Consider the following 25,669-nt stretch of genomic DNA (forward strand, 5'->3'; position numbering starts at 1 on the left):
GCCCCTACGCGCGGGTCGAGGACCGGCCGCGGCCGGTCAGGCCGTCGACGTCGAGCCCGCCGTCGAGGTAACTCCCGACCAGGAACCCGAGCAGGCCCAGGACCAGCACGAGCAGGAACGCGCCGAAGCCACCGAAGGCGCCGGCGATGCCGAGTGTCAGGCCGACCAGCAGGCCGAGAACAGTGTTGGACACGAGAAACTCCCATGAAGAGCTCAGCAAGAGGGGTGGCGCCCGCCCCACCGCGCCAGGGGCAAGCACCGGGAACGAGGTCAGCCGGGGGTGGGGTCCGGCTCGCCGGTGACGAGGTCGTCGACACCCAGGTGCACCGGCAGACCAGACACCAGGGGGGCGACCGCGGCGCGAACCTCGGCCTCGATGCGCCGTAGTGGCGCGAGCCGGGCCACGATGCGGATCGTGACCTCGGTGTCGGTGATCTGGACGCCGGTGACCCGTCGCCCGGGCAGGTAGGTGCCCACGGTCCCGAACGGGCCACCGGACAGGCCCGCCACGCTCGGACAGGCCAGCACCGCGGCCGCGACGGGCTCGGCGAGCGCGTCGACGTCCCGCGCGATCGGCGCCGCGACCGAGCCGGCCGGATCGAAGCGAAGGGGGCTGTCCGCGGTCGCCGTCCCCGGCACAGCCGACGGACCGGCGGGCATCGGCCCGGGACCGGTGGAGGCCGGCCCCGGGTCGTGCGGACCGGTCACTGGACCCGGTTGGTCGGCCGCGCCGAGCCCTGGTCCTGCTGGTCGTCCTCGGAGTCATCGTCGCTGGGCAGGTGCAGGTCGGTGACGTTGACGTTGACCTCGACGACCTGCAGACCGGTCATCTGCTCGACCGCACCGATCACGTTGCGGCGGATCGCGCGGGCCAGATCGGCGATCGGAACGCCGTACTCCACCACGATGGTCAGGTCGACCGCGGCCTGCTTCTCGCCGACCTCGACCGACACACCCTGGGTCGAGGACGTCCGCCCGCCGGGCAGGCGCTCGGTGATCGCGCCGAAGGCGCGCGCGGCACCGCCACCGAACCCATGGACGCCGGAGATCTCGCGAGCGGCCAGGCCGGCGACCTTGGTCACCACCGCGTCGGCAATGGTGGTCTTGCCGAACTCGGTGTCCAGACCACCGCCCCGGCTCGACGTCGGAGACATCGCCGAGCCGGTGCCCGTGGCGGAACCGGTGGAATCCGTGGATGCGGTAGCGGCAGTGGGGGTGGTCATGACAGACGTCTCCTACAAGCAGAGGGAAGATCGAGCAAAGACCCGGCATCGAGCTGCGAACACGCAAGGACTGGGCGCGCTCGGTGGGTCTCAGAACGTTCGACGCCGCCCATCGGGGTTCGTCACACGCTCACAGTCGTGTCTCAGGTCACATCGAGGAGTGGGAGGGAGACTGGTGACTATGTGAGGACGTCGTCGACGAGCACGTCCACCGCGGCCGGTGGACGGCCCGTCAGTCGGCGCACTTCGTCGGCGACACGGGCACGGATGCGCTCGGCCAGCGCATGCAGGTCCTGGCCGTAGTCTGCGGCGATCGCCACCTCCAGCACAGTCCGCCCGTCCACCGACATGTCGTCGGCCGCATGGCCCGGGCGGGGCGTGGCCGCTTCCGAGGTCGAGGCAACGAGATGCCCCAGGGCCACCCGGACCCCGTCGACCTGCTCGGCCGCCAGACGGACCGACCGGATCACCACCCGCGCCGAGACCCACGACTCCCCTGCCGGCTCGGCGCGGCCGACCGGGAGGTTCTCCATCCGGAACCTCGCCGCCTGCGGTCGGTCTCCGGCCATCTCCCGCACCCACTGCAGGGCGCGCGCCACCACTGCCTGCGGTGCGCGGACCTTCTCCCGGGCCAGCCCGTCGAACGGCGACCACAACCCGCGGCTCCGCTCGAGCTCAGCCTGGCAGTGCGGACAGCCCACCTGGTGTTCGGTGAGCTCGCTGCCGTGGCCCTCGCACACCTGCGTCAACAGGCTCGTCGGCTCTACTCCACACGGGAGCGGGTCCGCCCGTCTCGGATCGGCGGCTCGACGCCGGGCATCGTCGGTCATGCCCACGCCTCCATCGCCCGTGCGAGTCGCTCCCGTGCCCGGGACAGACGGCCCCGCACGGTCGCCTCCGGCAGGCGCTGGATCACCGCGACCTCCCGATAGCTCAATCCCTCGAGCTGACACAGCACGAAGACGCTGCGCTGATCCTCCGGCAGCGCGACGACCGCCGCGCCTGCCGCCGCCAGCTGGACCTGATACTGCACCTGCTCGGCGGCCGCCGGCGCCCGGGGATGGCCGGGCTCACTCGGTCCGGGAACGACGTCGGTGCGTCGAGCGCTCCGGGCCCGGCTCAGACAACGGTTGACCACAACGCGGTGCAACCAGGTCGTGAACGCACTCGTGCCCGCGAACCCGGCCAATCCGGTCCACAGCTGGATCAGTACATCCTGCATGACGTCCTCGGCGTCCTGACGGTTGCCGAGCACCCGCAGCGCGATCCGGAAGATTCGATCCTGGTGCCGTGAGATCAGCACCTCGAACGCCTCGGCGTCTCCCGCGCGGGCCCGTCCGACCAGCCATCCGTCCTCGGCGTCCCGGTTCGCCCGGACCGCACCGGCACCACCGCCGACCCGACCGACACCAGCCACTCGCCGAGAGGCACCCACCGACGGACCGGACTCCTCCGGAGTCGGGCACACGGGACCGCGTACCTCGCTGGACTCGGGGAACCGCCCTCTCACGGCAGCCCCGACCATCGACCCGTCATCGGGGTCCCACCGCTGGTGCGCCTCGGTGTAGACACGATCGGTAGCCCACCACAGAACTGGAGCGAGGGCGGCTCCAGACGCGCCTTGACCTCGCTGCAACCTCGCACGGAGCGCATCGGTTGGTCCTGAGCACTAGCCCCGACAGACCAACTTCTCGTGCCAAGCGCGCGGACCGAGCGACAGTGACCAACGAACGGACGTGCCCTACCGATCTGGCCCCGACGTACCACCGCTCGAGGAGCGGGCGGCGGGAACAGCACTCGCGGGTCGAGGAGGGGTCGATGATCGATGCAAGCGTCGTGGGTTCACTGCACGCGGCCGTCCCGTGTCCTGGACCGGGGGTTGCCGAGTACAGGTTCTCGCCGAGCAGCATCGACACGCGCGGTAGCACCGACCGGCAACCGGAGCGAGGTTCCCGCGCTCGATGCGTGGCATGAACCATCCGGAACCGGAGCCGCGGCACCTGCGGCGACTGCGCCGGGAGTACCTCCCCGCCGCCCCCGGAGGCGTGGCCGCGGGCAAGCTCGACCGGGCTGGTGCCTCTGAGGGGCGGGGCAGTCGCCCCACATCGCCGGAGAAGCACCGTTGCCGCGTCCTCCACCGAGCAGGCGACCGTCGCGTCGGCAATGTTCTCGACCCTCGGTAGTGGCACCGTTGACTTCGGACGATGCTGACCGCGGCGGGCGGCTGCTCGATCAGAAGGAGCACGGCCATGGGCGGTAGCGGGAATGTCGAGCACCACTCTGACCGCAGCCCGACCCAGCGGTTCTTCAGCACCCGGGTCCGCGGAGGGGTCGCGGTGGCCACGGCGGTGCTGCGTATCGCGACCGGCCTGGTGTTCGTCCTGTTCTCGCTGCCGAAGTTCCTCGCTCACGAGTACGAGCTCGCCGAGTTCGTCCGCTACGGGCTCCCCGACTCCAGTGTGATCGTCTACCTGGTCGGCACGCTCGAGCTCGGAGCCGGACTGATGCTCATCCTCGGGATCGGCACCCGGTTGGCCGCGCTGGGGCTGGCCCTGAACATGGCCGGCGCCATCGCGACCGCCGGAGTCCAGGTGGGTGGCCCCTTCCACCTCGGTGTGGCACCGGCGCTGCTGTTCTCGATGGTGTACCTGCTCTGGGCAGGGTCCGGGGCAGCGGCGCTGGACCGCGCACTGGCGACGCGGTTCGCGCCGACCTCCGGCCGCATGTAGCGCATGAGGCAGCGCTGGCCACCACACGGACCGCAGCACCCGGTCCCACTCCGAGCGGCCGCGACGGGTCCAGTGAGTCGCCGACCACCTCCCGCGAGGATCACGCCCGCCGCATGCCCTTACTGACGACCCCTGCGCCGGGGGTCGATCGGCCGGCCGTCGAACTCCGTCGGGTGGACGACGTGGAGCAGCCCTTCCACGCCTCGGCGCAGGACGACCCCGACGTCGGCGGCACCGTCGATCTGGGCGCCCGCCATGGCGCCGTCGCGCATGACGATGAAGTGCTGGGCGGCCTCGCGGGGGTCGGGGCGCTCGACGTCGGTGTCGAAGATCCGGGCGAACAGCTCCGTGATCGTGGCCGCGTACCAGGCCCGGTGCTCGAGCACGGTCCGGTGGATCGGGTCGTCGGGGTCGGGGAACTCGGTGGCGGCCTTGAGGAAGGCACAGCCACGGAAGCCGGGCGCCGCCAGGCTCTCGGCGACCGAGTCGCCGATGGCCCGTAGCGCCTCGGCCGGTGTGGCCGCGCCGTCGATGTCGGCCTGCACCCCCGCGCGCGTCTGGGCGTCGACGCCGCGCAGGTAGGCCACGACGAGGTCGTCCTTGGACGGGAAGTGGCGGTAGAAGGTGGCCCGCGTCGTCGGGACCTCGGCGAGGATCCGCTCGACACCGACCGCGCGGATGCCTTCGCCGTAGAAGAGCCCACTGGCGACGGACAGCAACCGCTCGCGAGCCGGCGAGCGCCCGGCGTCTCCCCCGCCGGACGGGGCGCTGACCTGGCCCGTCGGATCGGTCTCGCGGCTGACGGCCATGCCTCACGCTAACAGAAAGAACGATCGGTCTTGCGTGCGCGGACGACACGGGTCCATGCTGGCGGAACACAAGAGAGAACGGTCTTTCTACATAGCGGTCGTGGGTCGCCCGCGCCGCACGAGGGGAACCCCGTCATGACCACCGCCACCACGCCCGTCCCCGTCGCGTCCGGCGACCCGTCCACCCTGCGTCGCCTCCACCTCGCCCGCTTCGGCTTCGCCGTCGTCTGGGCCCTGCTGCTGTTCGTGGTGGGGTCGCACCTCGGCCCGCTGACCGCGGTCCTGCTTGTGCTCTACCCGCTCGTCGACGTGGCGGCAGCGGCCGTCGACGCGCGGTCGTCGCGAGCCGCGGCGCCGGAGACCCGGAACGCCGTGGGCCTCCGGGCCACCATGATCATCAGTGCCTTCGCCGCGATCGGGCTGGTCGTCGCGCTCTCCTCGGGCGTCCCGGCCGTCCTGCGCGTCTGGGGTGTGTGGGCCGTCGTCGCCGGCATCGTGCAGCTCGTCGTCGCGATCCGTCGTCGATCCCTGGGCGGACGGGGAGCGATGATCGCGAGCGGGTCGATCTCCGTGCTGGCCGGGGTCGCCTTCGTCCTCACGGCCTCCACCGCCGGGGCGTCGCTCGCAGGCCTCGCCGGCTACGCCCTGCTGGGCGGCATCTTCTTCCTCGTCTCGGCACTACGACTCGGACGCGCGCCCCGGTGACCCCACCGGGGCTCGACGTCCCGGAGCAGCGCGGTGGATCGGTCCTACGACGCCTCGCCCCGCGCCGCGCGCTCCTGCGAGCCGTTGACGACCTGCACCTTGTCGCCGTTCTGCAGGTCGTCGAACACGGCCTCGGCGTCGGCGGCCTTCATGCGGATGCACCCGGCCGACGAGCGCGAGGGGTCGCCCCCGTGGAAGGCGATCCCGCCGTCGGCGAAGAACGTCGAGAAGGGCATCGGGGCGGGGCGGCCCTCAGCGGTCCGCGACTCCCCGCTGACGTGGTCGCGGTCCTTGCGGTAGACGCGGAACGAGTGGCCCACCGGCGTCGCCCGTCCCTCGCCGCCGGAGGAGATCGTCATCGGCCCCCGGGTCACCTTGCCGTCGCGGATCAGCCATGCCCGCTGGGACTCCAGATCGACGCACGCCCGCGCCGAGACCGAGCACGGGGTGCCGGGCACCAACGCCTCGGCGTGCGTCTCGCGGGCCACCTGGCTCGTCTCGGGGCTCTCCGACGCGGCGTCGGCCAGCGCCGGGCCGGCGAGGAGACCGACGGTCGTGGTCACGGCGGCGCCCGCGAGCGCGATCGTCAGGCCCCGGCGTGGGCGGCGACCCGGGGACCGGGTGCTCTCCCACCGATGACGTCCGCTGCCCGACGTGGCTCCGATACCGATGACTGGACCTCCCCAGATCGCGGGGCGGGTGCCCTGCGCGTGCCGCTTCCTCGTCCCCATCGACCCGGACGGGTCATCCCCCGAGCCTCCGAACGGGTGACGGGCGGCCACCGCCGGTCAGAGGAGCGTCGGGCTCGGGACGAGGATGAGCGCGTGCCGTCACCGGACATCGACGTGGGCCGGGTCTACGACCCGCGCCAGCCCGACCGCCTCCGGGTCCTGGTGGACCGGCTGTGGCCCCGGGGCCTGCGCAAGGACGCGGCCGACCTCGACCGGTGGGCCAAGGACGTCGCGCCGTCGAACGAGCTGCGGTCCTGGTACGGGCACGCTCCCGATCGCTTCGACGAGTTCGCGCGCCGCTACCGCGCCGAGCTCGCCGCGCCGGAGCGGTCGCAGGCCCTCGACGACCTGCGCGCGTGGCAGGACGGACGCGGCCTGACGCTGCTCACCGCCACCACGAGCGTGTCGACGAGCCACGCGACCGTCCTCGCCGAGATCCTCGCGGCCCGGGCCGCGACGGCCCTGAACCCTCGTCGAGCGCGGCCCGGGGGAGGAGGATGGCCGGTTCCTCCGAGGAAGGAGCCGTGAGATGTCGAAGGACGAGATCGAGCAGAAGACGACCCTGTCGCGCCAGGAGGTCGCGCGGTGGCTGGCGGATCTGGCGAAGGCGATCGAGGACGGCGGCGCCATGCAGGTCTCGCTGGCCGGCCCGCCCGTGACGCTGGAGCTGCCCGAGGAGTTCCGCTGCGAGCTGGAGATCGAACCGCACGGCGAGACGGTGGAGCTGGAGATCGAGCTGACGTGGCCGAGGACCCGCTCGCGAGCCCGTCAGGACGGCCCCGTCGCCGCTACTCTCGCCGGGCCGGACTGAGATCGAGTTCCCCATCGACTGTTCCACGAGAGGAGCACCCCATGGCGGGTGGAAAGATCGAGCAGAGGGTCATCCTGTCGCGCCTGGAGGCCGCCAAGTGGCTCCACTCGCTCGCGAGCGCCCTCGAGAACGGCGGCACGACGGAGGTGTCCCTGGTCGGACCGGGCGTGGCGCTCAACCTGCCCGACGAGTTCGAGGTCGAGCTGGAGCTGGAGCCCTACGGCGACAAGATCGAGCTGGAGTTCGAGCTCATGTGGCCGAACTCCGGCGCCGAGCCCGCGGCCGAGGAGAAGCGCTCGCGGGTCGCGGCCGCCGACGGCCTGCGCTGATCAGCTCGTCTCGGCGGTCAACGCCTCGTCGAGGATCGCGACCCCGCGGTCGATCTCGGCGTCGGAGGCCGTGAGCGGCGGGGCGATCCGGAAGATCCCGCCCATGCCCGGAAGCTGCACGATGTTCATGTGCAGGCCGAGATCGGCGCAGCGCCGGGTGACGGCGCCGCCGAGCGCGTCGGCGTTTCCTGGTCCCCCGTCGCCCCGCCCCTCGTCGACCAGCTCGAGCCCCACCAGCAGCCCGCGTCCCCGGACGTCGCCGATCACCTTGTGCCGCTCGGCGAGCTCGAGCAGCCCGCCCTGCAGGCGGTCGCCGAGGGCGCGGGCGCGCTCGTCGAGGCGGTCGCGGATCAGGACGTCCAGCACGGTGTTGCCGACGGCGGCGGGCAGCGGGTCGTTGACGTGGGTGGTGAAGAACAGGAACCCACGGTCGTGGGCCTCCTGCTCGATCGCGTCACTGGTCAGCACCGCCGCCAGCGGCAGCCCGGCGCCGAGGGTCTTCGAGAGCGTCAGGATGTCGGGGACGACTCGGTCGCGCTCGAACGCGTACCAGTCCCCGGTGCGGCACAGGCCCGTCTGCGCCTCGTCGACGATCAGCAGCATCCCGCGCTCGTGGCACTTGTCCCGCAGCGCGGCGAGGTAGCCGGGCGGGAGGTCGACGACGCCGCCGGAGCTCAGGATCGGCTCCACCAGGCAGGCCGCGAGACTGCCGACCGACTGCGCGTCGATCAGGTCGAACCCGAGGTCGAGCTGGCGGCGCCAGTCCAGGTCGCCGTCCGCGTCGACGAGGTCGGGCCGGAACCGGTCGGGCACCGGCAGGGCGAAGTTGCCGGGCGCGGTGGGGCCGTACCCGGTGCGTCCGGCGACGTAGGTCGCGTTCGCGGCCGCGCCGGTCATGCCGTGCCAGGACCGGGCGAACGAGACGATCTCGTACCGGCCGGTGACGAGCTTGGCCATCCGCAGCGCCGCCTCGTTGGACTCGGCGCCGGTGGTCAGCAGCATCGCCTTCTCCAGCGGCGCCGGGAGGGTCTCCGCCAGCCGCCGGGCGAGGTCGAGGACCGGGCGGCTCAGCATCCCGCTGTAGAGGTGGTCGAGGCGTCCGACCTGCTCGCGGACGGTCGCCACGATCTCCGGGTGGCCGTGCCCGAGGATCGCGCTCATCTGCCCGGACGTGAAGTCCAGCAGCTCACGCCCGTCCTCGGTGATCACGGTGCTGCCGCCGGCCCGGTCCGCGATCCCGGGGCTGAACCCGCCCCGGCCGGAGTACCGGATCAGGTGTCGCTCGCGGTCGGGAGGCGTGGACTCCGGCATGGTCGGCGACGCTACGGCCCGGACGTCGCCTCCGGCAGGTCCTCGCCGCCGTGCCGGCGCGGGAGAGGGCCGTCACGGGACGGCGACGCTTGACCATGCCGCGGCGGCACGGTCTTGACTGTCGTCGGTACACCGGTCCCGAGGCCCGTCGACAGGAGGAGCAGCCCCATGGCGTGGAGCACCCGGCAGCTCGCCGAGCTCACCGGCACCACCCTGCGGACGGTCCGGCACTACCACGACGTCGGTCTGCTCGAGGAGCCGAAGCGGCGCGCCAACGGCTACAAGCAGTACGGCGTCGCCCACCTCGTGCGCGTGCTGCGGATCAAGCGCCTGACCGATCTCGGGCTCTCGCTCTCCGAGATCGCCGAGATGGGCGACGGTGACGAGCACCCCGAGGCGGCGCTGCGGAAGCTGGACGCGGAGCTCGCGTCGACCATCGAGCGGCTGCAGCGGGTACGCGCCGAGCTCGCCCTCATCCTGCGCCAGGCGGCGCCGACCGACCTGCCGCCCGAGATCGCCCCGGCCGCCGCCCGCGCGGATCTCTCGGACGCCGACCGCTCCTACATGGTCGTCCTCTCCCGGGTCCTCGGGCCGAAGGGCATCAAGGCCTACGCGGACATGATGACGAACTACCAGCACGAACCCCTCATGACCGAGTTCGACGAGCTCTCCCCCGAGGCCGACGAGCAGACCCGGCAGGACCTGGCCGAACGGATGCTCCCCCACGTCCGCGCCCTGCGGGCCGAGCACCCCGAGCTGCGGACTGCGGACGAGGACGCTCCGCAGGGCGCGAAGTTCGCCGCCCGCACCATGGGCCAGGCGATGATCGAGCTCTACTCCCCGGCCCAGCTCGACGTCCTGAAGCGGGTGGGCCGGCTCAACGCCGAGGCGCCGGGCGAGGGGGCCTGATCCGGACGCTTCGAAACCGAAGCGTCCGTCCCACGGGGAACGGGTGGCGGCCGGCCCTCACCGGGCGTTGTGGAAGATGATGCCGAGCACGTGGCGCTCGCCGGTGTGCACCGCCGGGACGCCGTGGCGCATCTGCACGCGGTGGTGGCCGCGGGAGCCCTGCTTCGGCCGGTGGCGCACCGGGAAGACCACGGCCTGTCCGAGGCCGGGGCGCGCCACCATCGGGCGGGACTGCTGCCGGGGCCGCTGCTCGACGAACACGCTCTCCCCGCCGGTGAAGTCGACGTCGGGCGTGTTGAGCATGACCAGCACCTGCAGCGGGAAGGTCAGGTCGCCGTAGACGTCCTGGTGCAGGCAGTTGTAGCCGGTGGGGCCGTAGCGCAGCACGAGCGGCGTGGGCTTGTGCTGGCCCGCCGCCGCGCACGCCTCGACGAGCCCGTCGTGGTGCTCGGGGAACGTGTCCTCACCGAGCAGGCCGGCCCAGCGGTTCGCGATCCGCGCGAGCGGCCGGTACAGCCGGGTGCGCAACGTCTGCACCAGCGAGGGGAGCGGGTCGGCGAAGTAGCGGTAGCGGCCCTCGCCGAACGACAGGCGCGCCATGTCGATGGTGGACCGGAACGCGTCCGGGTCGTCGAAGACGTCGATCATCTGCCGGCACTGGTCGGGGTCCAGCAGCGGCGCGGTCATCGCGAACCCGTCGCGGTCGAGGCGGGCGGCGACGTCGTCCCAGTCGACGCGGTCGAGGGCGGGGAGGTCGTCGGTCGTGGTGGGGCTCGTCGTCATCGGTCCTCCTGGAGGGTCGTCCACTGGTCGTACTCGCGGGGTAGACACACCGCACAGGGCCGGAAGCCCGCGGCGCGGGCGGCCGTCTCGTCGGCGAAGAACACCCGGTGGACCGCGTAGTGGCCGCGGGCGAGCCACCGCAGGGCGCTCGGACAGTCGAGCCGGCCGTAGATGCGCAGGCGGCGGTGGCCGCCGAGGGTGCCGGGCGTCACCGACGCGCGGGACCGGCCGTCGGCCCCGAGGAGTCGGTAGCGCCGGGTCACACCAGGGAGAACCCCGATCGGGCCACGGGCGTGGCACGCACGGGCCCGGGTGTCGGAGCGCGGTGGCTCATGAAGCACCGTGCGGACAGGCATTCCGCTGCGGAAACGGCGCCCGCCGAAGCGTCCTGGGAGGAATCAGACGTATGTCCGACACGAGTCGCAACGAGACCGTGGCGACGGACGATCCGCCGGCCGGCGACGGCGAGGCCGGCACCGGGACCGACAGCACCACCGCGACGGAGAGCACGACCCCGGCCCAGAGCACGACCGGCAGCACCCCCGACGAGGACGCCGACACCCCTGCGGCCGAGGCGGACACGACGACCGAGGCCGAGGCGGACACCACGGCCGACGCCGAGCCGGCTGCCGCGAACGACACCGACGACACCGACGACATCGATGACGGGGGCGACCTCACCGACGAGGACGACGACGAGCCCGCGGACCGTCCGCTGGGCCTCGCCGTCGCGCTCGGCGCCGTCGCCGCGATCGCGGTCGTCGCGCTGGCGGTGACCGCGCTGCTCTACCCCGGCTTCCTGGTCAACCCGGGCTCCCCCGACGACCGCGCCGCGCAGATCACCACCGCGCTCGCGACGAAGGACGGGGCGGCGCTCGACGCGGCGTCGTGCCGCACCCCGAACGGTCAGCCGCTGAACCCGCTCACGCCGGACGCGCTCACGCTGATCCAGTCGGCGGTCCCGGCCGGGCCGGCGCAGCTCATGCTCGACACCCAGGCCCGGGCGCCGATCGACCTGACGCTGAGCGCCCAGGGGCAGACGCAGACCCTGCCCGCCGACCTGGTGCTCGGCGTGACCGACGGCGAGTGGTGCATGACGGGGCTCACCCAGCGTCAGTGATGGTGATGGACGACGGGGAGCCGGGCGGGGAAGGATCGGCCCCGTGGACGTTGCGGACACCCACCGGCTGCGCGACCTCGCGCGGCTGCGCCGTGTCCGCGACCGGATCGACCGGGAGTACGCGCAGCCGCTCGACGTCGAGGCGCTCGCGCGCGGCGCGGCCATGTCGGCGGGGCACCTGAGCCGCGAGTTCCGGCGCGTCTTCGGCGAATCGCCCTACAGCTACCTGATGACGCGGCGCATCGAGCGCGCGATGGCCCTGCTGCGCCGGGGCGACCTCAGCGTCACCGAGGTCTGCTTCGCGGTGGGCAGCTCGTCGCTGGGCACCTTCAGCACCCGCTTCACCGAGCTCGTCGGGATGTCGCCGAGCGCCTACCGGAAGCAGGCGGCGGGCCCCGGTCCGGGGATGCCGCCGTGCGTGTCGAAGCAGGTGACACGACCGGTCAGGAATCGAGAAGCACGGGTCTCCGGGGCGCCCCTAGCGTGACCGCCATGAGCACCGCCACCGACCTCACCATCCACCAGACCTTCCTCCCCCATCACGACAACGAGGCCTCCCTCGCCTTCTACCGCGACACCCTCGGCTTCGAGGTGCGCAACGACGTCGAGTGGAACGGGCTGCACTGGCTCACCGTCGGACCGGCCGGCCAGCCCGGGACGTCGATCGTGCTCTTCCCGCCCGCGGCCCAGCCCGGGATGACCGAGGAGGAGCGGCGCACGGTGAGCGAGATGATGGCCAAGGGCACCTTCGCGTCGATCAACCTCGCCACCACCGACCTCGACGGCACCTTCGAGCGCCTGCAGTCCGGCGACGCCGAGGTCGTGCAGGAGCCCACCGAGCAGCCGTGGGGCATCCGCGACGCCGCCTTCCGCGACCCTGCGGGCAGCATGATCCGGATCTTCGAGGTGAAGTGACGCATCCGCCGGTAGAACGGAGCCCCCGATGAGCACGGCCACCAGCACGGACGCGCCGGCACAGGCCGCGGCCGACAGCCACGACCTGATCCGCGTCCACGGCGCGCGCGAGAACAACCTGCGCGATGTGAGCGTCGAGCTGCCCAAGCGCCGGCTCACGGTCTTCACCGGCGTCTCCGGCTCGGGCAAGAGCTCGCTGGTGTTCTCGACGATCGCCGCCGAGTCCCAGCGGATGATCAACGAGACGTACAGCGCGTTCCTGCAGGGGCTGATGCCCACCCTCAACCGGCCGGACGTCGACGTCCTCGACGGGCTGACCACCGCGATCGTCGTGGGCCAGGAGCGGATGGGCGGCGACGTCCGCTCCACCGTCGGTACCGCCACCGACACCGGCGCGATGCTGCGCATCCTGTTCAGCCGGCTCGGCCAGCCCCACATCGGCGGGCCACAGGCGTTCTCGTTCAACGTGGCGTCGATCAGCGGGGCGGGGGCGGTCACCCTCGAGAAGGGCGGCCGGGAGATCAAGGAGCGCCGCGAGTTCAGCATCACCGGCGGCATGTGCCCCCGCTGCGAGGGCCGGGGCACGGCGTCGGACTTCGACCTCACCGCGCTCTACGACGACTCCAAGTCGATCGACGAGGGCGCGATCACGATCCCCGGCATGAGCATGGACGGCTGGTTCGGCCGGATCCTGCGCGGCTGCGGCTTCTTCCCGGCGGACAAGCCGATCGCGCAGTTCACGAAGCGGGAGCTGGACGACCTGCTCTACAAGGAGCCGACGAAGCTCAAGATCGAGGGCATCAACCTCACCTACACCGGGCTGATCCCGCAGATCCAGAAGTCGTTCCTGTCCAAGGACCGGGAGGCGATGCAGCCCTACGTCCGCGCCTTCGTGGACCGGGCGGTCGTCTTCGCGGAGTGCCCCGAGTGCGGCGGCACCCGCCTGTCCGAGGCCGCGCGCTCGTCGAAGATCGCGGGCGTCCACATCGGCGAGGTCAGCGCGTGGCAGATCAGCGACGTGGCCGACTGGATCCACGGCCTCGACGAACCCTCCGTCGGGCCGCTCCTGTCGTCGCTCTCGGAGACCCTGGACTCGTTCGTCGAGATCGGGCTCGGCTACCTCTCGCTCGACCGCCCGGCGGGCACGCTGTCCGGCGGCGAGGCGCAGCGCACCAAGATGATCCGCCACCTCGGGTCGGCGCTCACCGACGTCACCTACGTCTTCGACGAGCCCACCATCGGGCTGCACCCGCACGACATCGACCGGATGAACACGCTCCTGCTGCGCCTGCGCGACAAGGGCAACACCGTGCTCGTCGTCGAGCACAAGCCGGAGACGATCGCGATCGCCGACCAGGTCGTCGACCTCGGCCCGGGCGCCGGCACCGCCGGCGGGGAGATCGTCTACCAGGGCAGCCTCGACGGGCTGCGGGCCAGCGGCACCCTGACCGGCCGGCACCTCGACGACCGCGCCACGCTCAAGACGTCGGTGCGCACGCCGGACGGCGCGATGGAGGTGCGCGGCGCGGACTCCCACAACCTGCGCAAGGTCGACGTCGACATCCCGCTGGGCGTGCTCGTGGCCGTCACCGGGGTGGCCGGCTCGGGCAAGACCTCGCTGATCCACGGCTCGGTGGCGAAGCGGGACGGTGTGGTGATCGTCGACCAGACCGCGATCAAGGGCTCGCGACGCAGCAACCCGGCGACCTACACCGGCCTGCTCGAGCCGATCCGCAAGGCGTTCGCCAAGGCCAACGGCGTGAAGCCGGCCCTGTTCAGCGCGAACTCCGAGGGCGCCTGCCCGAACTGCAACGGTGCCGGTGTCATCTACACCGACCTCGGGATCATGGCGGGCATCTCCACCCTGTGCGAGGTGTGCGAGGGGAAGCGCTTCGACGCCTCGGTGCTCGAGTACACCCTCGGTGGGAGGGACATCGCCGAGGTGCTGGCGATGCCGGTGTCCGAGGCCGTCGAGTTCTTCGGGGCCGGTGACGCGAAGACCCCCGCCGCCCACAAGATCCTCGTGCGGCTCTCCGACGTCGGTCTCGGCTACCTCACGCTCGGCCAGCCGCTGACGACGCTCTCGGGCGGCGAGCGCCAGCGGCTCAAGCTGGCCACGCAGATGGGCGAGCAGGGCGGCGTCTACGTGCTCGACGAGCCCACCACCGGCCTGCACCTCGCCGACGTGGAGCAGCTGCTGGGCCTGCTGGACCGCCTCGTCGACTCCGGCAAGTCGGTGATCGTCATCGAGCACCACCAGGCGGTCATGGCGCACGCCGACTGGATCATCGACCTCGGACCGGGGGCGGGGCACGACGGCGGCCGGGTGGTGTTCGAGGGGACGCCGGCCGACCTCGTCGCCGACCGTTCCACCCTCACCGGCGAGCACCTGGCGGCCTACGTGGGGCGCCGAGACGGGGGCTGACGGAATCGGACACGGCCCCTACCCTCGGGCCGCATGCCGGTCGGACGGTCCTGGCCGCTGGTCCTCGCCGACGAGACCACGGTCGAGCTGCGCCCTGTCCGCAGCGACGACGCCGCGGCGCTCGCGGACGGCTACCAGCAGCTCAGCGCCCACTCGGCCTACAGCCGGTTCCACACCCTGTACTCCGAGCTGTCGCCGACGCAGCTCCGGTACTTCACCGAGCTCGACCACCACGACCACGAGGCCCTCGGGGCCGTCCTCCCGGACACGGGTGAGGGCCTCGGGATCGCCCGGTACGTCCGTGACACCGACGACCCGACGCACGCCGAGCTGGCCCTGACCGTGCTCGACGCCTGGCAGGGGCGCGGCCTCGGGCGCGGGCTCCTCGACGCCCTCGCCGCACGGGCGCGCGAGGAGGGCATCACCTGCTTCACCGCGGACGTGCTGAGCGAGAACCGCGCGATGCTCGAGCTCATGCGTCGCGCGGGTCCGGTCGACATGGAACGCGACGGTGACACGACCATCGCCCACCTCGAGCTCTGACCACGGCGACTCGTCCTCCTTGACGACGTACAGGGCCGATCGGGTGACAAGTACAGACGACTGCCCGGCCTCACTGTCACCGTGGGTGACATCGCACCGTCGTAGGAGGTCCTCGTGTCGCTGAGCACCGTGCCCCGGCCCGTCCGCACGCCGTCCCGGCCCAGCCACGAGCACACCCGCGCCTGCTACTGGGACCACCTCGCGTGCCGGTGGGCCTGCGCGCAGGAGCGGACCGTGCCCGCACCGCGTCGGGCCCTCGAGCGCTGATTCACTCCGTCGCCGAGGAGCGGCGGGGCAGCCTCGTCGCCCCGATGACGGCGACGAGGCAGAAGGCGAGCGTCCACCAGAAGGTGTCGGCGAAGGCCAGCGCCACCCCCGGCTCCCCCAGGGGTGCGCGCGCCTCGAGCCGGGTCTGCAGGACCACGGCGAGGACCGCCGTGCCGATCGAGCCGCCGAGGACGTTGAGCAGGTTGAGCGCGCCGGAGGCCCGCGGGAGCTGGGCGTGCGGCATCGACGAGTAGACGATGTTCATCACCGGCGCCCCGATCATGCCGAGGCCGATCCCGCGCACGAGCAGGGACGCGATGATGAGCGGGTCGGATGGCACGCTGCCGAGCTGGGTGAACAGCACCGTGCCGGCGGCGATCAGCCCGATCCCGGTGAGCACGAGGGTGCGCGGGGCCACCTTGTCGATCGTGCGGTTCACCACCACCGATCCGACGGCCGCCCCGAGGCCCTGCGGAACGAGGAGCAGACCGGCCGCGAACGGCGTCAGGCCGCGCCCGACCTGGAAGTACAGCGGCAGCAGGAACACGGCCCCGTAGACCGAGGCGCCCAGGATGATCAGCGCGCTCGCCGCGGCCCCGAACGGCGGGCGCGTGAACAACCTCAGGTCGATGAGCGGGACGCCGCGCATCCGCAACGCGTGCACCACGTAACCCGTCAGCAGGACGACACCGCCGACCAGGCCGAGGAGCACCGGCAGGGAGCCGAGGGCGCGTCCGTTGCCGACCTCCGTCAGCCCGAACACGAGCGCCGCCACCCCCGGCGGGAGCAGGGCCGCACCGAGGACGTCGAACGGCGCGCCCTGGGCCGCGGGCGGGTGGGGCGCGACGAAGCGCAGGGCCAGCAGCACGGCGACGAGGCCGATCGGCAGGTTGACGTAGAACAGCCACGGCCAGCCGGCGACGCCGAGGATCGTGCCCCCCACGATCGGCCCGATCACCGGGGACAGCAGCGGGATGACCCCGACGATGCTGATGATGCGGCCGATGCGCTTCGGTCCGGCCTCGCGGGCGACCAGGGCCTGGCCGACCGGCGGGAGGAGCCCGCCCCCGAGCCCCTGGATCACCCGGAACACGACCAGGCTCTCCACCGACCACGCCAGCGCGCATAGTAGCGAGCCCGCGAGGAACAGGACGACCGCGGAGATCCAGGTGCGGCGGCCCCCGAACCGGTCGACGATCCAGCCGGACGAGGGCACGGCGAGCAGGAGCGCGAGCAGGTACGCCGTCGTGACCCACTGGATCTCGGTCACCGACGCCTCGAACTCCTGCGCCAGGGTGTCGATGCCGACGTTGACGATCGTCGCGTCCAGCGTCGCCATGAAGGTGCCGAGGACGAGGACGAACGCCGTGCGCACGAGTCGTCCGTCGATCTCGGTGGGCGCAGGGGGCGGCTCGGAGGCCTCGGGCGGGGAACCGGCGGCGGTCACGGGGTCGGGGTCCTCCGGGGCGTGGGAGCGGGAGTGGGAGACGGGCACGGATCCGCGCCCGCCAAAGGATAGGGTGCCCTAACAAGTGGTGCCCGGCGTGACGACCCAGGAGGGACCGACCCATGGACCGCGAACGACCCCGCGAGCGCGTCGCGGAGGCCCGACTCGGCGCCGGGGGCGCGAAGGTGCCCTACCCCATCCGCATCCGCCGTCTCGAGGTCGTCAGCCGGCGGACGATCAGCCCGACGATGCTGCGCCTGACCCTCGGCGGCCGGGACCTCGTGGGCTTCGAGAGCCACTCGGTCGTCGACGAGCACGTCAAGATCGTCTTCCCGGACCCGGACGGCGGGCTGCGCGTCCCCGAGCCGAACGGGTCGATGGTCCGCTGGCCCCACCCGATGCCCCCGACCCGCGACTACACGGTGCGCCGCTACGACCCCGCGGCCGGCGAGCTCGACCTCGACGTCGTGCTGCACGCCGGCGGCCTCGCCTCGGAGTGGGCGGCGCGCGTGGTCCCCGGCGAGCCGGTCTGGGTCGCCGGGCCGCCCGCCGGGCTGGCCGTGCCGGAGCACTACGACCGCTACCTGCTCGCCGGCGACACCACCGCGCTCCCCGCGATCGCGCGCTGGGTCGAGGGCATGCCCTCGGCCGCCCGCGGCTGGGTGTTCGTCGAGGTCGCCGACGCCACCGAGGAGATCGACCTCGCCGCACCCGAGGGCGTCACCGTCACCTGGCTGCACCGCGGCGGGGTCGCGGCCGGGCGGAGCGACGTCCTGGCCGGCGCGGTCCGCGGCGTCGGGATCCCCGCCGGGGAGTCGGTGTACGTGTGGGTCGCCGGCGAGGCGGGGTCGATCAAGCCGTTGCGGCGCTGGGTGCGCGACGAGCTCCGCCTCCCGGCCGCCGACTGCTCCATCACCGGCTACTGGAAGGTGGGCCTCGCGATGTTCGACGAGGACCACAACCCGGGCGACGGGGAGGACCACGGCCACGGCCACGGTCATGAGCACGAGCACGACGAGGCCGCCGCGGTCTAGAGGACGGCGGGATCGGAGGGGGTGTCGGCGAGGGCGTCGGCGACGAGCGGCCCGATCACCGCCCACCCGCGGGGCGCCACCATCGCCGCGTGGTCGCCCTCGACGTGGTGGGCGACGAGGCGGTCGGGGCCGACGAGGTCCCGCCAGGCGTCGGCCAGACGCTCGGCGTCGGCGCCGGACGTGCCGGGTGCGCCGGCTGCCGCGAACAGCGTCAGGCGGCCGTCGTAGACCGGCGCGTGGGAGTTCGTCCGGATGGCCACGGTCCGTTCCACCGCGGACCGCACCGCCGCGAGCAGCTCCGGCGCGTCCTCGGCGGCGCCCGGGGGCAGCGCAGCGCGCAGCTCGCGCTCCACGACGTCCGCGGACGGCCCCCGCCCGTCGGCCCGCTCGGCGGCCAGCGGCCCCGAGTCGATCATCCCGGTGAAGGCGACCTCCTCGCCGTCGTCGGCGAGCAGGGCCGCGAGGGCGTGCACCACGTTGCCGCCGAACGAGTACCCGAGCAGGTGGTACGGGCCCTTCGGCTGGATCCCGCGGATCGTCTCGAGGTAGCTCGTGGCGAGCTCGTCGATGGTCGTCGCGGGCACCGCGGATCCCTCCAGCAACGGCAGCTGCAGCCCGATCACCGGCCGGTCGGACGGGAGCTCGCGCACCAGCCCGGTGAAGACGGTCGCGAAGCCGCCGGCGGGGTGGACGCAGAACAGCGGAGCCGGACCGGCGCCGTCGGTACCCCGCAGGGTCAGGACGTGGTCGCGCGGCAGGTCGATCCCCGGCGCCCCGGCGTCGACGTCCTGCCCGACGGTGGCGAGCGCCGCGATCCCGGCGATCGTGCCGCCCTCGAGCACGTCGCGGACGGACAGGGCCACTCCCTGGCGCCCGGCCCGCGAGACGAGCGCGAGGGAGACGATGCTGTCCCCGCCGACGTCGATGAACTCGTCGTCGAGCTCGATCGCGTCGTTCTCCAAGACCTCGCGCAGCACGCCGAGCAGCACGGACTCGGCCGGGGTCGCCGGCGCGCGCGACGGCGTCGACACATGGTCGGGAGCCGGCAGCGCGGCGCGGTCGAGCTTCCCGCTCGGACCCAGCGGCAGGCGGTCGAGCGGCACCAGCGCGGTGGGCACCATCGCGGTCGGCAGGACCGCCGCCAGGTCCGCACGGAGCGCGGCAGGCTCGATCCGCGCGCCGTCGACCGGGACGACGTAGCCGACGAGGCGCCGTTCGCCAGGACGGTCCTCGCGGACCTCGACGACGCCCGCCCGCACGTCGGGGTGGCGTGCGAGCGCGGCCTCGATCTCGGCCGGCTCGATGCGCACCCCGCGGACCTTCACCTGGTCGTCGGTGCGGCCGAGGTAGATGAGCTGGCCGTCGGCGCGCCAGCGCACGCGGTCGCCGGTGCGGTACATCCGCTCGCCGGCCCGGCCGGAAGAGTCCGCACAGAAGGGGTCGGCGACGAACGCCTGGGCGGTCTGCCCGCGCAGCCCGAGGTAGCCGCGCGCCAGGCCGGGCCCGGCGAGGTACAGCTCGCCCACCATCCCGACGCCGACGGGCAGCAGCCCGCTGTCGAGGACGTACGCGCGGACGTCGGGATCGGGCCGACCGATCGGCAGCGCGGCGTCCTCGGCGTCCGGCCCGTCGGTGCCCCGGAGCTCGGCGGGGTCGTAGCGCCAGGTCACCGCGTTGATCGTGACCTCCGTCGGGCCGTAGGCGTTGAAGAGCGCCCGCCGCCCGTCGCCCCACCGCCGCGCCAGCGCCGGGTCCAGCCGCTCGGCGCCGACGACGAAGAAGACGTCCGGGTCGACCTGCGCGTCGTCGGGCATCGCCGCGAGGAACGACGGGAGCAGGTTGATCCCGGTGACGCGGTGCGCGGCGGCGTAGTCGAGCAGCTCGTGACCGGGCAGCCGGACCTCCTCCGGCGCGATCACCGAGGTCCCGCCCGAGAGCAGCGGCAGCATCATCTGCCAGACCGCGACGTCGAAGCTCGTCGAGGCGAAGTGCAGGTAGCGCTCCCGGTCGGTGGCGCCGACGACGTCCTCCTGCAGCGCGATCAGGCCGGCGAACCCGGTGTGGCTCACCGCGACGCCCTTCGGACGGCCCGTCGTGCCCGAGGTGTAGATGACGTAGGCGAGCGCGTCGAGCGTGAGGCCGCGGCGCGCGTCGGCGGGGTCCGCATCCCACGCCGACGGGTCGTCCCCGACCAGCGACGCGTCGTCGAGGCGCAGCACGCTCACCGCGTCCGCGAAGGGCAGGCCCCCGAGGTCGTCCAGCACCCCGCCGGTGGTCACCGCCGCGACGGCGGCGGCGTCGCCGACCATGTACTCGAGCCGGTCCCGCGGGTAGCTCGGGTCCATCGGCACGTAGACCGCGCCGGCCTTGAAGATGCCGAAGACGGCCACGACCATCTCGACGTCGCGCTCGAGCAGCACCGCCACCGGCTGCTCGGGCCGGACGCCGCGGGAGATCAGGGCGTGGGCGAGGCGGTTGGCCCGCCGGTCGAGCTCCGCGTAGGTCAGCGCCCGGTCCCGGCACTCCACGGCCGTCTCGTCGGGCCGCAGGCGCACCTGGGCGGCGAACTCCTCCAGGCAGCCCCCGCGGACGCGGTGCCCGGCGACGTGGTCGGTGCCCGCCGCGAGGACCCGGGCCTCCTCGGCCGGCTCCAGCAGCCGCAGGCGCGACACCGCCCGGTGCGGGTGGCTGATCATCTCGCGCAGCAGCGTGCGCAGGCGGTCGCTGTACCCGCGGACGGTGGCGGCGTCGAAGGCGCTCGGCTGGTAGCCGAAGCGGATCAGGATCCGCCCGGCCTCGTCCCCCGTCGCTTCGCTCGCCCCGTCTCCGGGAAGCACCACCACGTTCATCGGGTACTGGGTGCCGTCGTCGGTGTCGACCCCGGCCAGCTCGATCCCCGGCGCGAGCGTCACGCCCGTGCGGGCCGACATCGGCAGGTTCTCGGTGACCATGAGCGTGTCGAACAGGTCGCCGACGCCGACCGTGCGCTGCACGTCGGCCAGGCCGACGTGGTGGTGGTCGGTCATCACCATCGACTGCTCGTGCATCGCGCCGAGGACCTCCAGCGCGGTGTCCCGGTCGGAGTAGGCGAGCCGGACGACGACGGTGTTGCCGAGCTGGCCGATCATCGTCTCGATGCCGTCGACCTGGCCGGAGCGCCCCGACACCGGGCTCGCGAACACCACGTCGTGCCGGCCGGTGAGCCGCGCCAGGAGCAGGCCCCACGCCGTCTGCACGACCGTCGCGAGCGTGAGGCCGTGCTCCCGCGCGAAGGCCCGGATGCCCTCGCTGAGTTCGGCGTCGAGCTCGGTGTGCAGCCGCTCGGGCCGCTCGAGGGCGGCACCCCGCGCGGCGGGCGCCAGCCGGGTGCCCTCGTCGATCCCGGCGAGCAGCTCGCGCCACGCCGCCAGCGACGCGCTGCGGTCCTGGCGGGCGAGCCAGCGCAGGAAGTCGGTGACGGGCGCGGTGCGCGGGGCGGGGGCGCCGCCGCCGATCTCGTCGTAGATCGCGAAGAGCTGGCGGCAGACCAGTGGCATGGACCAGCCGTCGAGCAGCGCGTGGTGGTTGGTGACCACCAGCCGGTGCTCGGTCGCGCCCAGCGTGACGAGCACGAACCGGATCAGGGGCGGCCGGGCGGGGTGCCAGGGGCGGTCCAGCTCGGCGCGGGCCGCCGCGGCCACTTCCCGCTCCTGCTCGACGCGCGGGCGGGACGACACGTCGACGTGCTGCCAGCCGAGGACGACGTCCTCGGGCACCACCTGGACGACGGCCCCAGTGGCCGCGGTGGTCAGGACGCTGCGCAGCGCGGGGCTGCGGGCCAGCAGCTCCTCGGCGGCGTCGCGCAGGCGTCCCGGGTCGAGGGCGCCGACGAGGTGGTGCACGCCCTGGACGAGGTAGACCTCGGCCTCGCGCTCGTCGCGGGCCAGGCTGTGCACGACGAGCCCGGCCTGCAGGTCGGTGGCGGGGAGGGCCTCGCGGATGCGCAGCCCGTCCTCCAGCGGGTCGACGTCGGCCGGGTCGACGAGGACCTCGGGCGCCTCCTCCTCGTCGTCCGCCCCCTCGTTCGGCTGCCGCGCGAGCGCGGCCAGCGACGCGACGTCCGGCGCCGCCAGCAGCTCGCGGGGACGGAGCTCGAGGCCGTGCGCCCGCAGACGGGAGCACACGGAGATCGCGGTGATGCTGTCGCCGCCGATCCCGACGAAGTCGTCGTCGACACCGACCCCGTCGAGCCCGAGGACGTCGGCGAGGACCTCGCAGAGGACCCGCTCCTGCGCGGTGCCCGGGGCCCGTCCCGTCCGGGTCGTCGGGGGCGCCGGGAGGGCGAGTCGGTCGAGCTTGCCGCTGGTGGTGGTCGGCAGGGCGTCGAGCACCACCACGGTCGAGGGGACCATGTGCTCGGGCACGCGCGTCGAGAGCGCGCGTCGCACCTCGTCCGACGACGGCGCGCCGCCGGGCTCCGGCACCACGTAGCCGACCAGCTGGGGACGGCCGGTGTCCGTGCGGATCGCCGCGGCCGCCGCGCGCACGCCGAGCAGCTCGCCCAGCTGCCCCTCGACCTCGCCGATCTCCACCCGGAAGCCCCGGATCTTCACCTGGCCGTCGCCGCGGCCGAGGTAGTCCAGCCCGCGCCCGGGGACCCAGCGGGCGAGGTCACCGGTGCGGTACATCCGCGCGCCGGCCGGGCCGAAGGGGTCCGCGACGAACCGCTCGGCGGTCGTCCCGGGATGGCCCAGGTAGCCCCGCGCCAGGTGCGGCCCGGCCAGGTAGAGCTCGCCGACGGCACCGTGCGGCACCGGCTGCAGAGCGACGTCGAGCACGTAGACGCGCGTGCCGGGCAGGGCGTGGCCGATGGTCGGAGCGCCCGTCGTGACCGGAGCGACGGTGGCGTCGACCGCGGCCTCGGTCGGGCCGTACATGTTGCGGGCGGCCACGCCGGAGTCGGCGACGCGCTGCCACAGCGCGGGCGGGGTGGCCTCGCCGCCGAGGATCAGCAACGACGGCGGGTGCTCGCCGGTGAGCAGACCCGCCTCCACGAGCTGCGCGGCCATCGACGGTGTGGTGTCGACGACGTCGATGCGGTCGCGGGCGTACGCCGCGAGCAGCTCCTCGGCGTCCTTGGTCAGCTCGGTGTCGTAGAGGTGCAGCTCGTGCCCGCCGAGCAGCCAGAGCAGCTGGTCGATCGAGGCGTCGAACGCGAACGAGTAGGTGTGCGCCACGCGGAGCACGTTCGTGGGCACGCCGTCGGGCACCCGGTCGGCCACCTCGGCGGCGGTCGCCCGGTGGTGCGCCAGCAGGCCGGCGAGGCCCCCGGCGCGGCCGAGCACGCCCTTGGGGCGTCCGGTCGAGCCGGACGTGTAGATCACGTAGGCGAGCCGGTCCGGGGACTCGTCCCCCCGAGCGAGCGGCCCCGCCTCCTGGGCGTCGGCCTCCGTACGCAGGTCGGCGACGTCCAGGGCGCCGAGCCCGTCGACGTTCGTGTCGCTCCCCAGCACCAGGGCCGGGCGGGCGTCCTCGATCAGCTCCTGCCGGCGCCGCAGAGGGTGGGCCAGGTCCAGGGGCAGGTAGGCGGCGCCCGCGTCCATCACGGCGAGGAGCGTGACGACGAGGTCCACGCCGCGCGGGAGCGCGAGCGCGACGACGTCGTCGGTGCCGATGCCGCGCGCCCGCAGGGCCCGCGCCGTCCGGTGCACGCGGTCGACGAGCTCGACGGCCGTGAGCCGGTCCGGGCCGCAGACCAGGGCGGTGCGATCGCCGGCCTCGTCGCGCAGCCGGTCGAGCGCCGTCGGCACGTCGTCGGGCGCGTCGGCCGGCGCCGGCCCCGTCCACTCCCGCACCAGCCGGTCCTGCTCGTCGGCCGGGACGAGGTCGACGCGGCCGACCGGCGGCGCCTCCGACGAGGTCAGCGCGTCGATCACCCGGAGCAGGGCGTGCGCGCGCCACTCGACGCCGGCCTGGTCGGTGAGCCGGTCGTCCACCTCGAAGCCGAGCCGGATACCACCGTCCGCGGTCGGGGTGGCGGTCAGCTCGAAATCCTGGGGCGGGCCGCCCGCGACGTTGCGCATGACGCCGGTCGACCCGGCGAAGTCGATCGTGTAGTCGAAGGCCTTGAGGTTGATGCCGCCGATCAGCATCGCGCCCAGCCCGGGCACACCGAGCTCCCGCGGGAGGTCGGCACCCCGGAAGCGCTGGTGGGAGCGCATCTCCTTCATGAGGCCCGCGACCCGGCGGGCGAGGTCGTCGAGGCGGTCGTCCCCGCGCACGGTGACGCGCAGCGGCAGCAGGTTGACGGCCATCGACGGGGTGCGCAGCGCCGCCTTCCCGACACGGCACATCAGCGGCATGCCGATGACGACGTCGGTCTCGCCGTGGGCGCGGTGCAGGAACGCCGCGAAGCAGCCGATGAGGACGTCGGCCCAGGTCGTCGAGGTCTCGTCCCCGACGGCGCGCAGCCGGGCGAGGACCTCCGGCGCGACCACGACCGACGCCGCGACGGTGCGCTCCGGCGCCCCGGCCGCCGTGCGCGCGGCACTCGTCGGGTCGGGCAGCGGGGAGAGGCGGTCGCGCCAGTAGGCCCGGTCCTTCTCGTGGCGCTCGCCCGCCCGGTACTCCTGATCGGCCGCGACGAGGTCGGCGATCGCGCCGAACTCGGGCGGCGGGCGCTCGGTACCCCGCACCAGCGCCGTGTAGTGCGCGGCCGCCCGCCGGGCCATCATCGCCGCGGAGTACCCGTCGATGATCACGTGGTGGTAGAGCTGCACCCACCACACCGCGCGGTCGGAGAGCCGCAGCAGCGTCTGGCTGTCCAGCCGGCGGTCCACCAGCCCGCGGCACGCCTCGGCGGCCCGCGCCCGGATGGACGCCACGGCCGCGTGGGCCGCCGCGACGGGGTCGGGCTCGGCGCGGAGATCGACGATCTCGGGGGGCTGCGCGGGGTCGTCGGACAGCGACTGGCGCGGGCCGTCCGGGGTGTCGTGGAAGCGCAGGTGCAGCGTCTCGGCCTCGTCGATCGTGGCGTGGACCGCCTCCGCGAGGGACGCGAGATCGAGCGGCTCCGTCCCGTCGATCTCCACGACGTCGCCGACGAGGTAGTGCGGGGAGTCCGGCTCCAGCCACTGCGCGTTCCAGATCCCGAGCTGGGCGCCGGTCAGCTCCAGCAGCGCGTCCGCAGGGGTCCGCGTCCGGACAGCAGTACTCAACCCGTCCTCCGTCTCGCCGGTCGGCCGAGGCTCCGAGCCCGGGACACCCCTGTCGGTTAGGCATGCCTAACCCACCATCTCGCGTCCCTCCGGCGCAAGCGGCTCGGGCCGTCGTGCGGGTCACGGGCGGTGTCGGCCCCATCACGTCGGGCGATCACCCGGCTGGTGCGGTGATGGAAGGCTGTCCTAACCTCGCCTCCGACACGGTCGACGTCATCACGCTGAGCACACCCGGGTCGCGCACGACCGTGGGTGGACGACGAGAGGAGTGACCCGTGGGCCCTGCGGGCTCGATAGGCGGCTCGACCGGCGGCTCGAGAGGCAAGGACGCCCCGGCGGTCCGGCGGGAGCCCGCGAGGGGCACTCGGCGGTCCTCCTCAGG

General features: G+C 73.4%; 25 protein-coding genes. 13 read left to right on the plus strand and 12 right to left on the minus strand.

What is annotated here, in order from left to right; genetic code table 11:
• Positions 1-4: 4 nt before the first annotated feature.
• The 5 genes from OG774_RS12085 to OG774_RS12105 form a co-directional block, all read right to left on the minus strand.
• Positions 5-193, minus strand: a complete 189-nt coding sequence (locus OG774_RS12085; RefSeq protein WP_328309707.1) for a hypothetical protein — start codon at positions 191-193, stop codon at positions 5-7.
• A gap of 77 nt (positions 194-270) precedes the next feature.
• Positions 271-660, minus strand: coding sequence for a hypothetical protein (locus OG774_RS12090; protein ID WP_328309709.1), 390 nt, complete (start codon positions 658-660; stop codon positions 271-273).
• A gap of 44 nt (positions 661-704) precedes the next feature.
• Positions 705-1,223: an Asp23/Gls24 family envelope stress response protein gene (locus tag OG774_RS12095; RefSeq protein ID WP_442873979.1), complete on the minus strand. Its 519-nt coding sequence runs from the start codon at positions 1,221-1,223 to the stop codon at positions 705-707.
• Positions 1,224-1,402: 179 nt separating this feature from the next.
• Positions 1,403-2,053 carry an Asp23/Gls24 family envelope stress response protein gene (locus OG774_RS12100; RefSeq protein WP_328309712.1) on the minus strand — a complete coding sequence of 217 codons (651 nt, stop codon included), beginning with the start codon at positions 2,051-2,053 and terminating at the stop codon, positions 1,403-1,405.
• Positions 2,050-2,658, minus strand: coding sequence for an RNA polymerase sigma factor (locus tag OG774_RS12105; RefSeq protein WP_328309713.1), 609 nt, complete (start codon positions 2,656-2,658; stop codon positions 2,050-2,052). Before OG774_RS12105 ends, OG774_RS12100 begins: the two co-directional genes overlap by 4 nt.
• Before the next feature lie 814 nt (positions 2,659-3,472).
• Here OG774_RS12105 and OG774_RS12110 point away from each other — a divergent pair.
• Positions 3,473-3,952, plus strand: a complete 480-nt coding sequence (locus tag OG774_RS12110) for a DoxX family protein (protein ID WP_328309714.1) — start codon at positions 3,473-3,475, stop codon at positions 3,950-3,952.
• A 119-nt stretch (positions 3,953-4,071) separates the two neighbouring features.
• On the opposite strand, the gene OG774_RS12115 is transcribed toward OG774_RS12110, so the two are convergent.
• The gene (locus OG774_RS12115) at positions 4,072-4,761 is read right to left on the minus strand and encodes a TetR/AcrR family transcriptional regulator (protein ID WP_328309716.1); all 690 of its coding nucleotides are present in this window, start codon (positions 4,759-4,761) and stop codon (positions 4,072-4,074) included.
• A gap of 135 nt (positions 4,762-4,896) precedes the next feature.
• Between OG774_RS12115 and OG774_RS12120 the strand changes: the two genes are divergently transcribed.
• The gene (locus OG774_RS12120) at positions 4,897-5,466 is read left to right on the plus strand and encodes a hypothetical protein (RefSeq protein WP_328309718.1); all 570 of its coding nucleotides are present in this window, start codon (positions 4,897-4,899) and stop codon (positions 5,464-5,466) included.
• A 44-nt stretch (positions 5,467-5,510) separates the two neighbouring features.
• Here OG774_RS12120 and OG774_RS12125 read toward each other — a convergent pair whose 3' ends face one another.
• Complete coding sequence (locus OG774_RS12125) at positions 5,511-6,029, minus strand: L,D-transpeptidase (RefSeq protein ID WP_328309721.1); 519 nt, start codon at positions 6,027-6,029, stop codon at positions 5,511-5,513.
• Positions 6,030-6,290: 261 nt separating this feature from the next.
• Between OG774_RS12125 and OG774_RS12130 the strand changes: the two genes are divergently transcribed.
• From OG774_RS12130 to OG774_RS12140, 3 genes are read left to right on the plus strand one after another with little or no spacing between them, the layout of a single operon-like run.
• On the plus strand, positions 6,291-6,725 hold the full coding sequence (locus OG774_RS12130) for a DUF488 domain-containing protein (RefSeq protein ID WP_328309723.1): 435 nt from the start codon (positions 6,291-6,293) through the stop codon (positions 6,723-6,725).
• 1 nt (position 6,726) lies between these two features.
• Entirely contained in the window at positions 6,727-7,008 is a 282-nt protein-coding gene (locus OG774_RS12135; RefSeq protein WP_328309725.1) for an amphi-Trp domain-containing protein, read from the plus strand.
• A 41-nt stretch (positions 7,009-7,049) separates the two neighbouring features.
• The gene (locus OG774_RS12140) at positions 7,050-7,337 is read left to right on the plus strand and encodes an amphi-Trp domain-containing protein (RefSeq protein ID WP_328309727.1); all 288 of its coding nucleotides are present in this window, start codon (positions 7,050-7,052) and stop codon (positions 7,335-7,337) included.
• Here OG774_RS12140 and OG774_RS12145 read toward each other — a convergent pair whose 3' ends face one another.
• Positions 7,338-8,648 carry an aspartate aminotransferase family protein gene (locus tag OG774_RS12145; RefSeq protein ID WP_328309728.1) on the minus strand — a complete coding sequence of 437 codons (1,311 nt, stop codon included), beginning with the start codon at positions 8,646-8,648 and terminating at the stop codon, positions 7,338-7,340.
• Between the two features lie 168 nt (positions 8,649-8,816).
• Between OG774_RS12145 and OG774_RS12150 the strand changes: the two genes are divergently transcribed.
• On the plus strand, positions 8,817-9,557 hold the full coding sequence (locus OG774_RS12150; RefSeq protein ID WP_328309729.1) for a MerR family transcriptional regulator: 741 nt from the start codon (positions 8,817-8,819) through the stop codon (positions 9,555-9,557).
• Between the two features lie 57 nt (positions 9,558-9,614).
• On the opposite strand, the gene OG774_RS12155 is transcribed toward OG774_RS12150, so the two are convergent.
• Both OG774_RS12155 and OG774_RS12160 read right to left on the minus strand, forming a co-directional pair.
• Positions 9,615-10,340, minus strand: a complete 726-nt coding sequence (locus OG774_RS12155) for a 2OG-Fe(II) oxygenase (RefSeq protein WP_328309730.1) — start codon at positions 10,338-10,340, stop codon at positions 9,615-9,617.
• Positions 10,337-10,603, minus strand: coding sequence for an Ada metal-binding domain-containing protein (locus OG774_RS12160; RefSeq protein WP_328309731.1), 267 nt, complete (start codon positions 10,601-10,603; stop codon positions 10,337-10,339). Before OG774_RS12160 ends, OG774_RS12155 begins: the two co-directional genes overlap by 4 nt.
• A gap of 143 nt (positions 10,604-10,746) precedes the next feature.
• Between OG774_RS12160 and OG774_RS12165 the strand changes: the two genes are divergently transcribed.
• From OG774_RS12165 to OG774_RS12190, 6 genes are all read left to right on the plus strand, one after another.
• Positions 10,747-11,460, plus strand: a complete 714-nt coding sequence (locus OG774_RS12165) for a hypothetical protein (RefSeq protein ID WP_328309732.1) — start codon at positions 10,747-10,749, stop codon at positions 11,458-11,460.
• Positions 11,461-11,503: 43 nt separating this feature from the next.
• Complete coding sequence (locus tag OG774_RS12170; RefSeq protein ID WP_328309734.1) at positions 11,504-11,947, plus strand: helix-turn-helix transcriptional regulator; 444 nt, start codon at positions 11,504-11,506, stop codon at positions 11,945-11,947.
• 5 nt (positions 11,948-11,952) lie between these two features.
• Positions 11,953-12,375, plus strand: coding sequence for a VOC family protein (locus tag OG774_RS12175; RefSeq protein WP_328309736.1), 423 nt, complete (start codon positions 11,953-11,955; stop codon positions 12,373-12,375).
• Between the two features lie 28 nt (positions 12,376-12,403).
• Entirely contained in the window at positions 12,404-14,800 is a 2,397-nt protein-coding gene (locus OG774_RS12180; protein WP_328309738.1) for an excinuclease ABC subunit UvrA, read from the plus strand.
• 33 nt (positions 14,801-14,833) lie between these two features.
• On the plus strand, positions 14,834-15,343 hold the full coding sequence (locus OG774_RS12185; protein WP_328309740.1) for a GNAT family N-acetyltransferase: 510 nt from the start codon (positions 14,834-14,836) through the stop codon (positions 15,341-15,343).
• A gap of 114 nt (positions 15,344-15,457) precedes the next feature.
• Positions 15,458-15,610 carry a hypothetical protein gene (locus OG774_RS12190; RefSeq protein WP_328309742.1) on the plus strand — a complete coding sequence of 51 codons (153 nt, stop codon included), beginning with the start codon at positions 15,458-15,460 and terminating at the stop codon, positions 15,608-15,610.
• 1 nt (position 15,611) lies between these two features.
• On the opposite strand, the gene OG774_RS12195 is transcribed toward OG774_RS12190, so the two are convergent.
• Positions 15,612-17,057: an MDR family MFS transporter gene (locus OG774_RS12195; protein WP_442873980.1), complete on the minus strand. Its 1,446-nt coding sequence runs from the start codon at positions 17,055-17,057 to the stop codon at positions 15,612-15,614.
• Positions 17,058-17,179: 122 nt separating this feature from the next.
• On the opposite strand from OG774_RS12195, the gene OG774_RS12200 reads away from it, so the two are divergent.
• Complete coding sequence (locus OG774_RS12200; protein ID WP_328309744.1) at positions 17,180-18,091, plus strand: siderophore-interacting protein; 912 nt, start codon at positions 17,180-17,182, stop codon at positions 18,089-18,091.
• Here the strand turns inward: OG774_RS12200 and OG774_RS12205 are convergent.
• Positions 18,088-25,287, minus strand: coding sequence for a non-ribosomal peptide synthetase (locus OG774_RS12205; protein ID WP_328309746.1), 7,200 nt, complete (start codon positions 25,285-25,287; stop codon positions 18,088-18,090). The two genes, OG774_RS12200 and OG774_RS12205, sit on opposite strands and share 4 nt — an antisense overlap.
• Between the last annotated feature and the right edge of the window lie 382 nt (positions 25,288-25,669).

Origin of the sequence: Actinomycetospora sp. NBC_00405, assembly GCF_036044095.1 — a bacterium.
Lineage (GTDB): Bacteria > Actinomycetota > Actinomycetes > Mycobacteriales > Pseudonocardiaceae > Actinomycetospora > Actinomycetospora callitridis.

Bases quoted from the DNA above. Each gene is read 5' to 3' on its own strand.
- OG774_RS12090 (WP_328309709.1), bottom strand. From the start codon at position 660: ATGCCCGCCGGTCCGTCGGCTGTGCCGGGGACGGCGACCGCGGACAGC.
- OG774_RS12095 (WP_442873979.1), bottom strand. From the start codon at position 1,223: ATGACCACCCCCACTGCCGCTACCGCATCCACGGATTCCACCGGTTCC.
- OG774_RS12100 (WP_328309712.1), bottom strand. From the start codon at position 2,053: ATGACCGACGATGCCCGGCGTCGAGCCGCCGATCCGAGACGGGCGGAC.
- OG774_RS12110 (WP_328309714.1), top strand. From the start codon at position 3,473: ATGGGCGGTAGCGGGAATGTCGAGCACCACTCTGACCGCAGCCCGACC.
- OG774_RS12115 (WP_328309716.1), bottom strand. From the start codon at position 4,761: ATGGCCGTCAGCCGCGAGACCGATCCGACGGGCCAGGTCAGCGCCCCG.
- OG774_RS12120 (WP_328309718.1), top strand. From the start codon at position 4,897: ATGACCACCGCCACCACGCCCGTCCCCGTCGCGTCCGGCGACCCGTCC.
- OG774_RS12135 (WP_328309725.1), top strand. From the start codon at position 6,727: ATGTCGAAGGACGAGATCGAGCAGAAGACGACCCTGTCGCGCCAGGAG.
- OG774_RS12140 (WP_328309727.1), top strand. From the start codon at position 7,050: ATGGCGGGTGGAAAGATCGAGCAGAGGGTCATCCTGTCGCGCCTGGAG.
- OG774_RS12145 (WP_328309728.1), bottom strand. From the start codon at position 8,648: ATGCCGGAGTCCACGCCTCCCGACCGCGAGCGACACCTGATCCGGTAC.
- OG774_RS12150 (WP_328309729.1), top strand. From the start codon at position 8,817: ATGGCGTGGAGCACCCGGCAGCTCGCCGAGCTCACCGGCACCACCCTG.
- OG774_RS12155 (WP_328309730.1), bottom strand. From the start codon at position 10,340: ATGACGACGAGCCCCACCACGACCGACGACCTCCCCGCCCTCGACCGC.
- OG774_RS12165 (WP_328309732.1), top strand. From the start codon at position 10,747: ATGTCCGACACGAGTCGCAACGAGACCGTGGCGACGGACGATCCGCCG.
- OG774_RS12175 (WP_328309736.1), top strand. From the start codon at position 11,953: ATGAGCACCGCCACCGACCTCACCATCCACCAGACCTTCCTCCCCCAT.
- OG774_RS12180 (WP_328309738.1), top strand. From the start codon at position 12,404: ATGAGCACGGCCACCAGCACGGACGCGCCGGCACAGGCCGCGGCCGAC.
- OG774_RS12185 (WP_328309740.1), top strand. From the start codon at position 14,834: ATGCCGGTCGGACGGTCCTGGCCGCTGGTCCTCGCCGACGAGACCACG.
- OG774_RS12200 (WP_328309744.1), top strand. From the start codon at position 17,180: ATGGACCGCGAACGACCCCGCGAGCGCGTCGCGGAGGCCCGACTCGGC.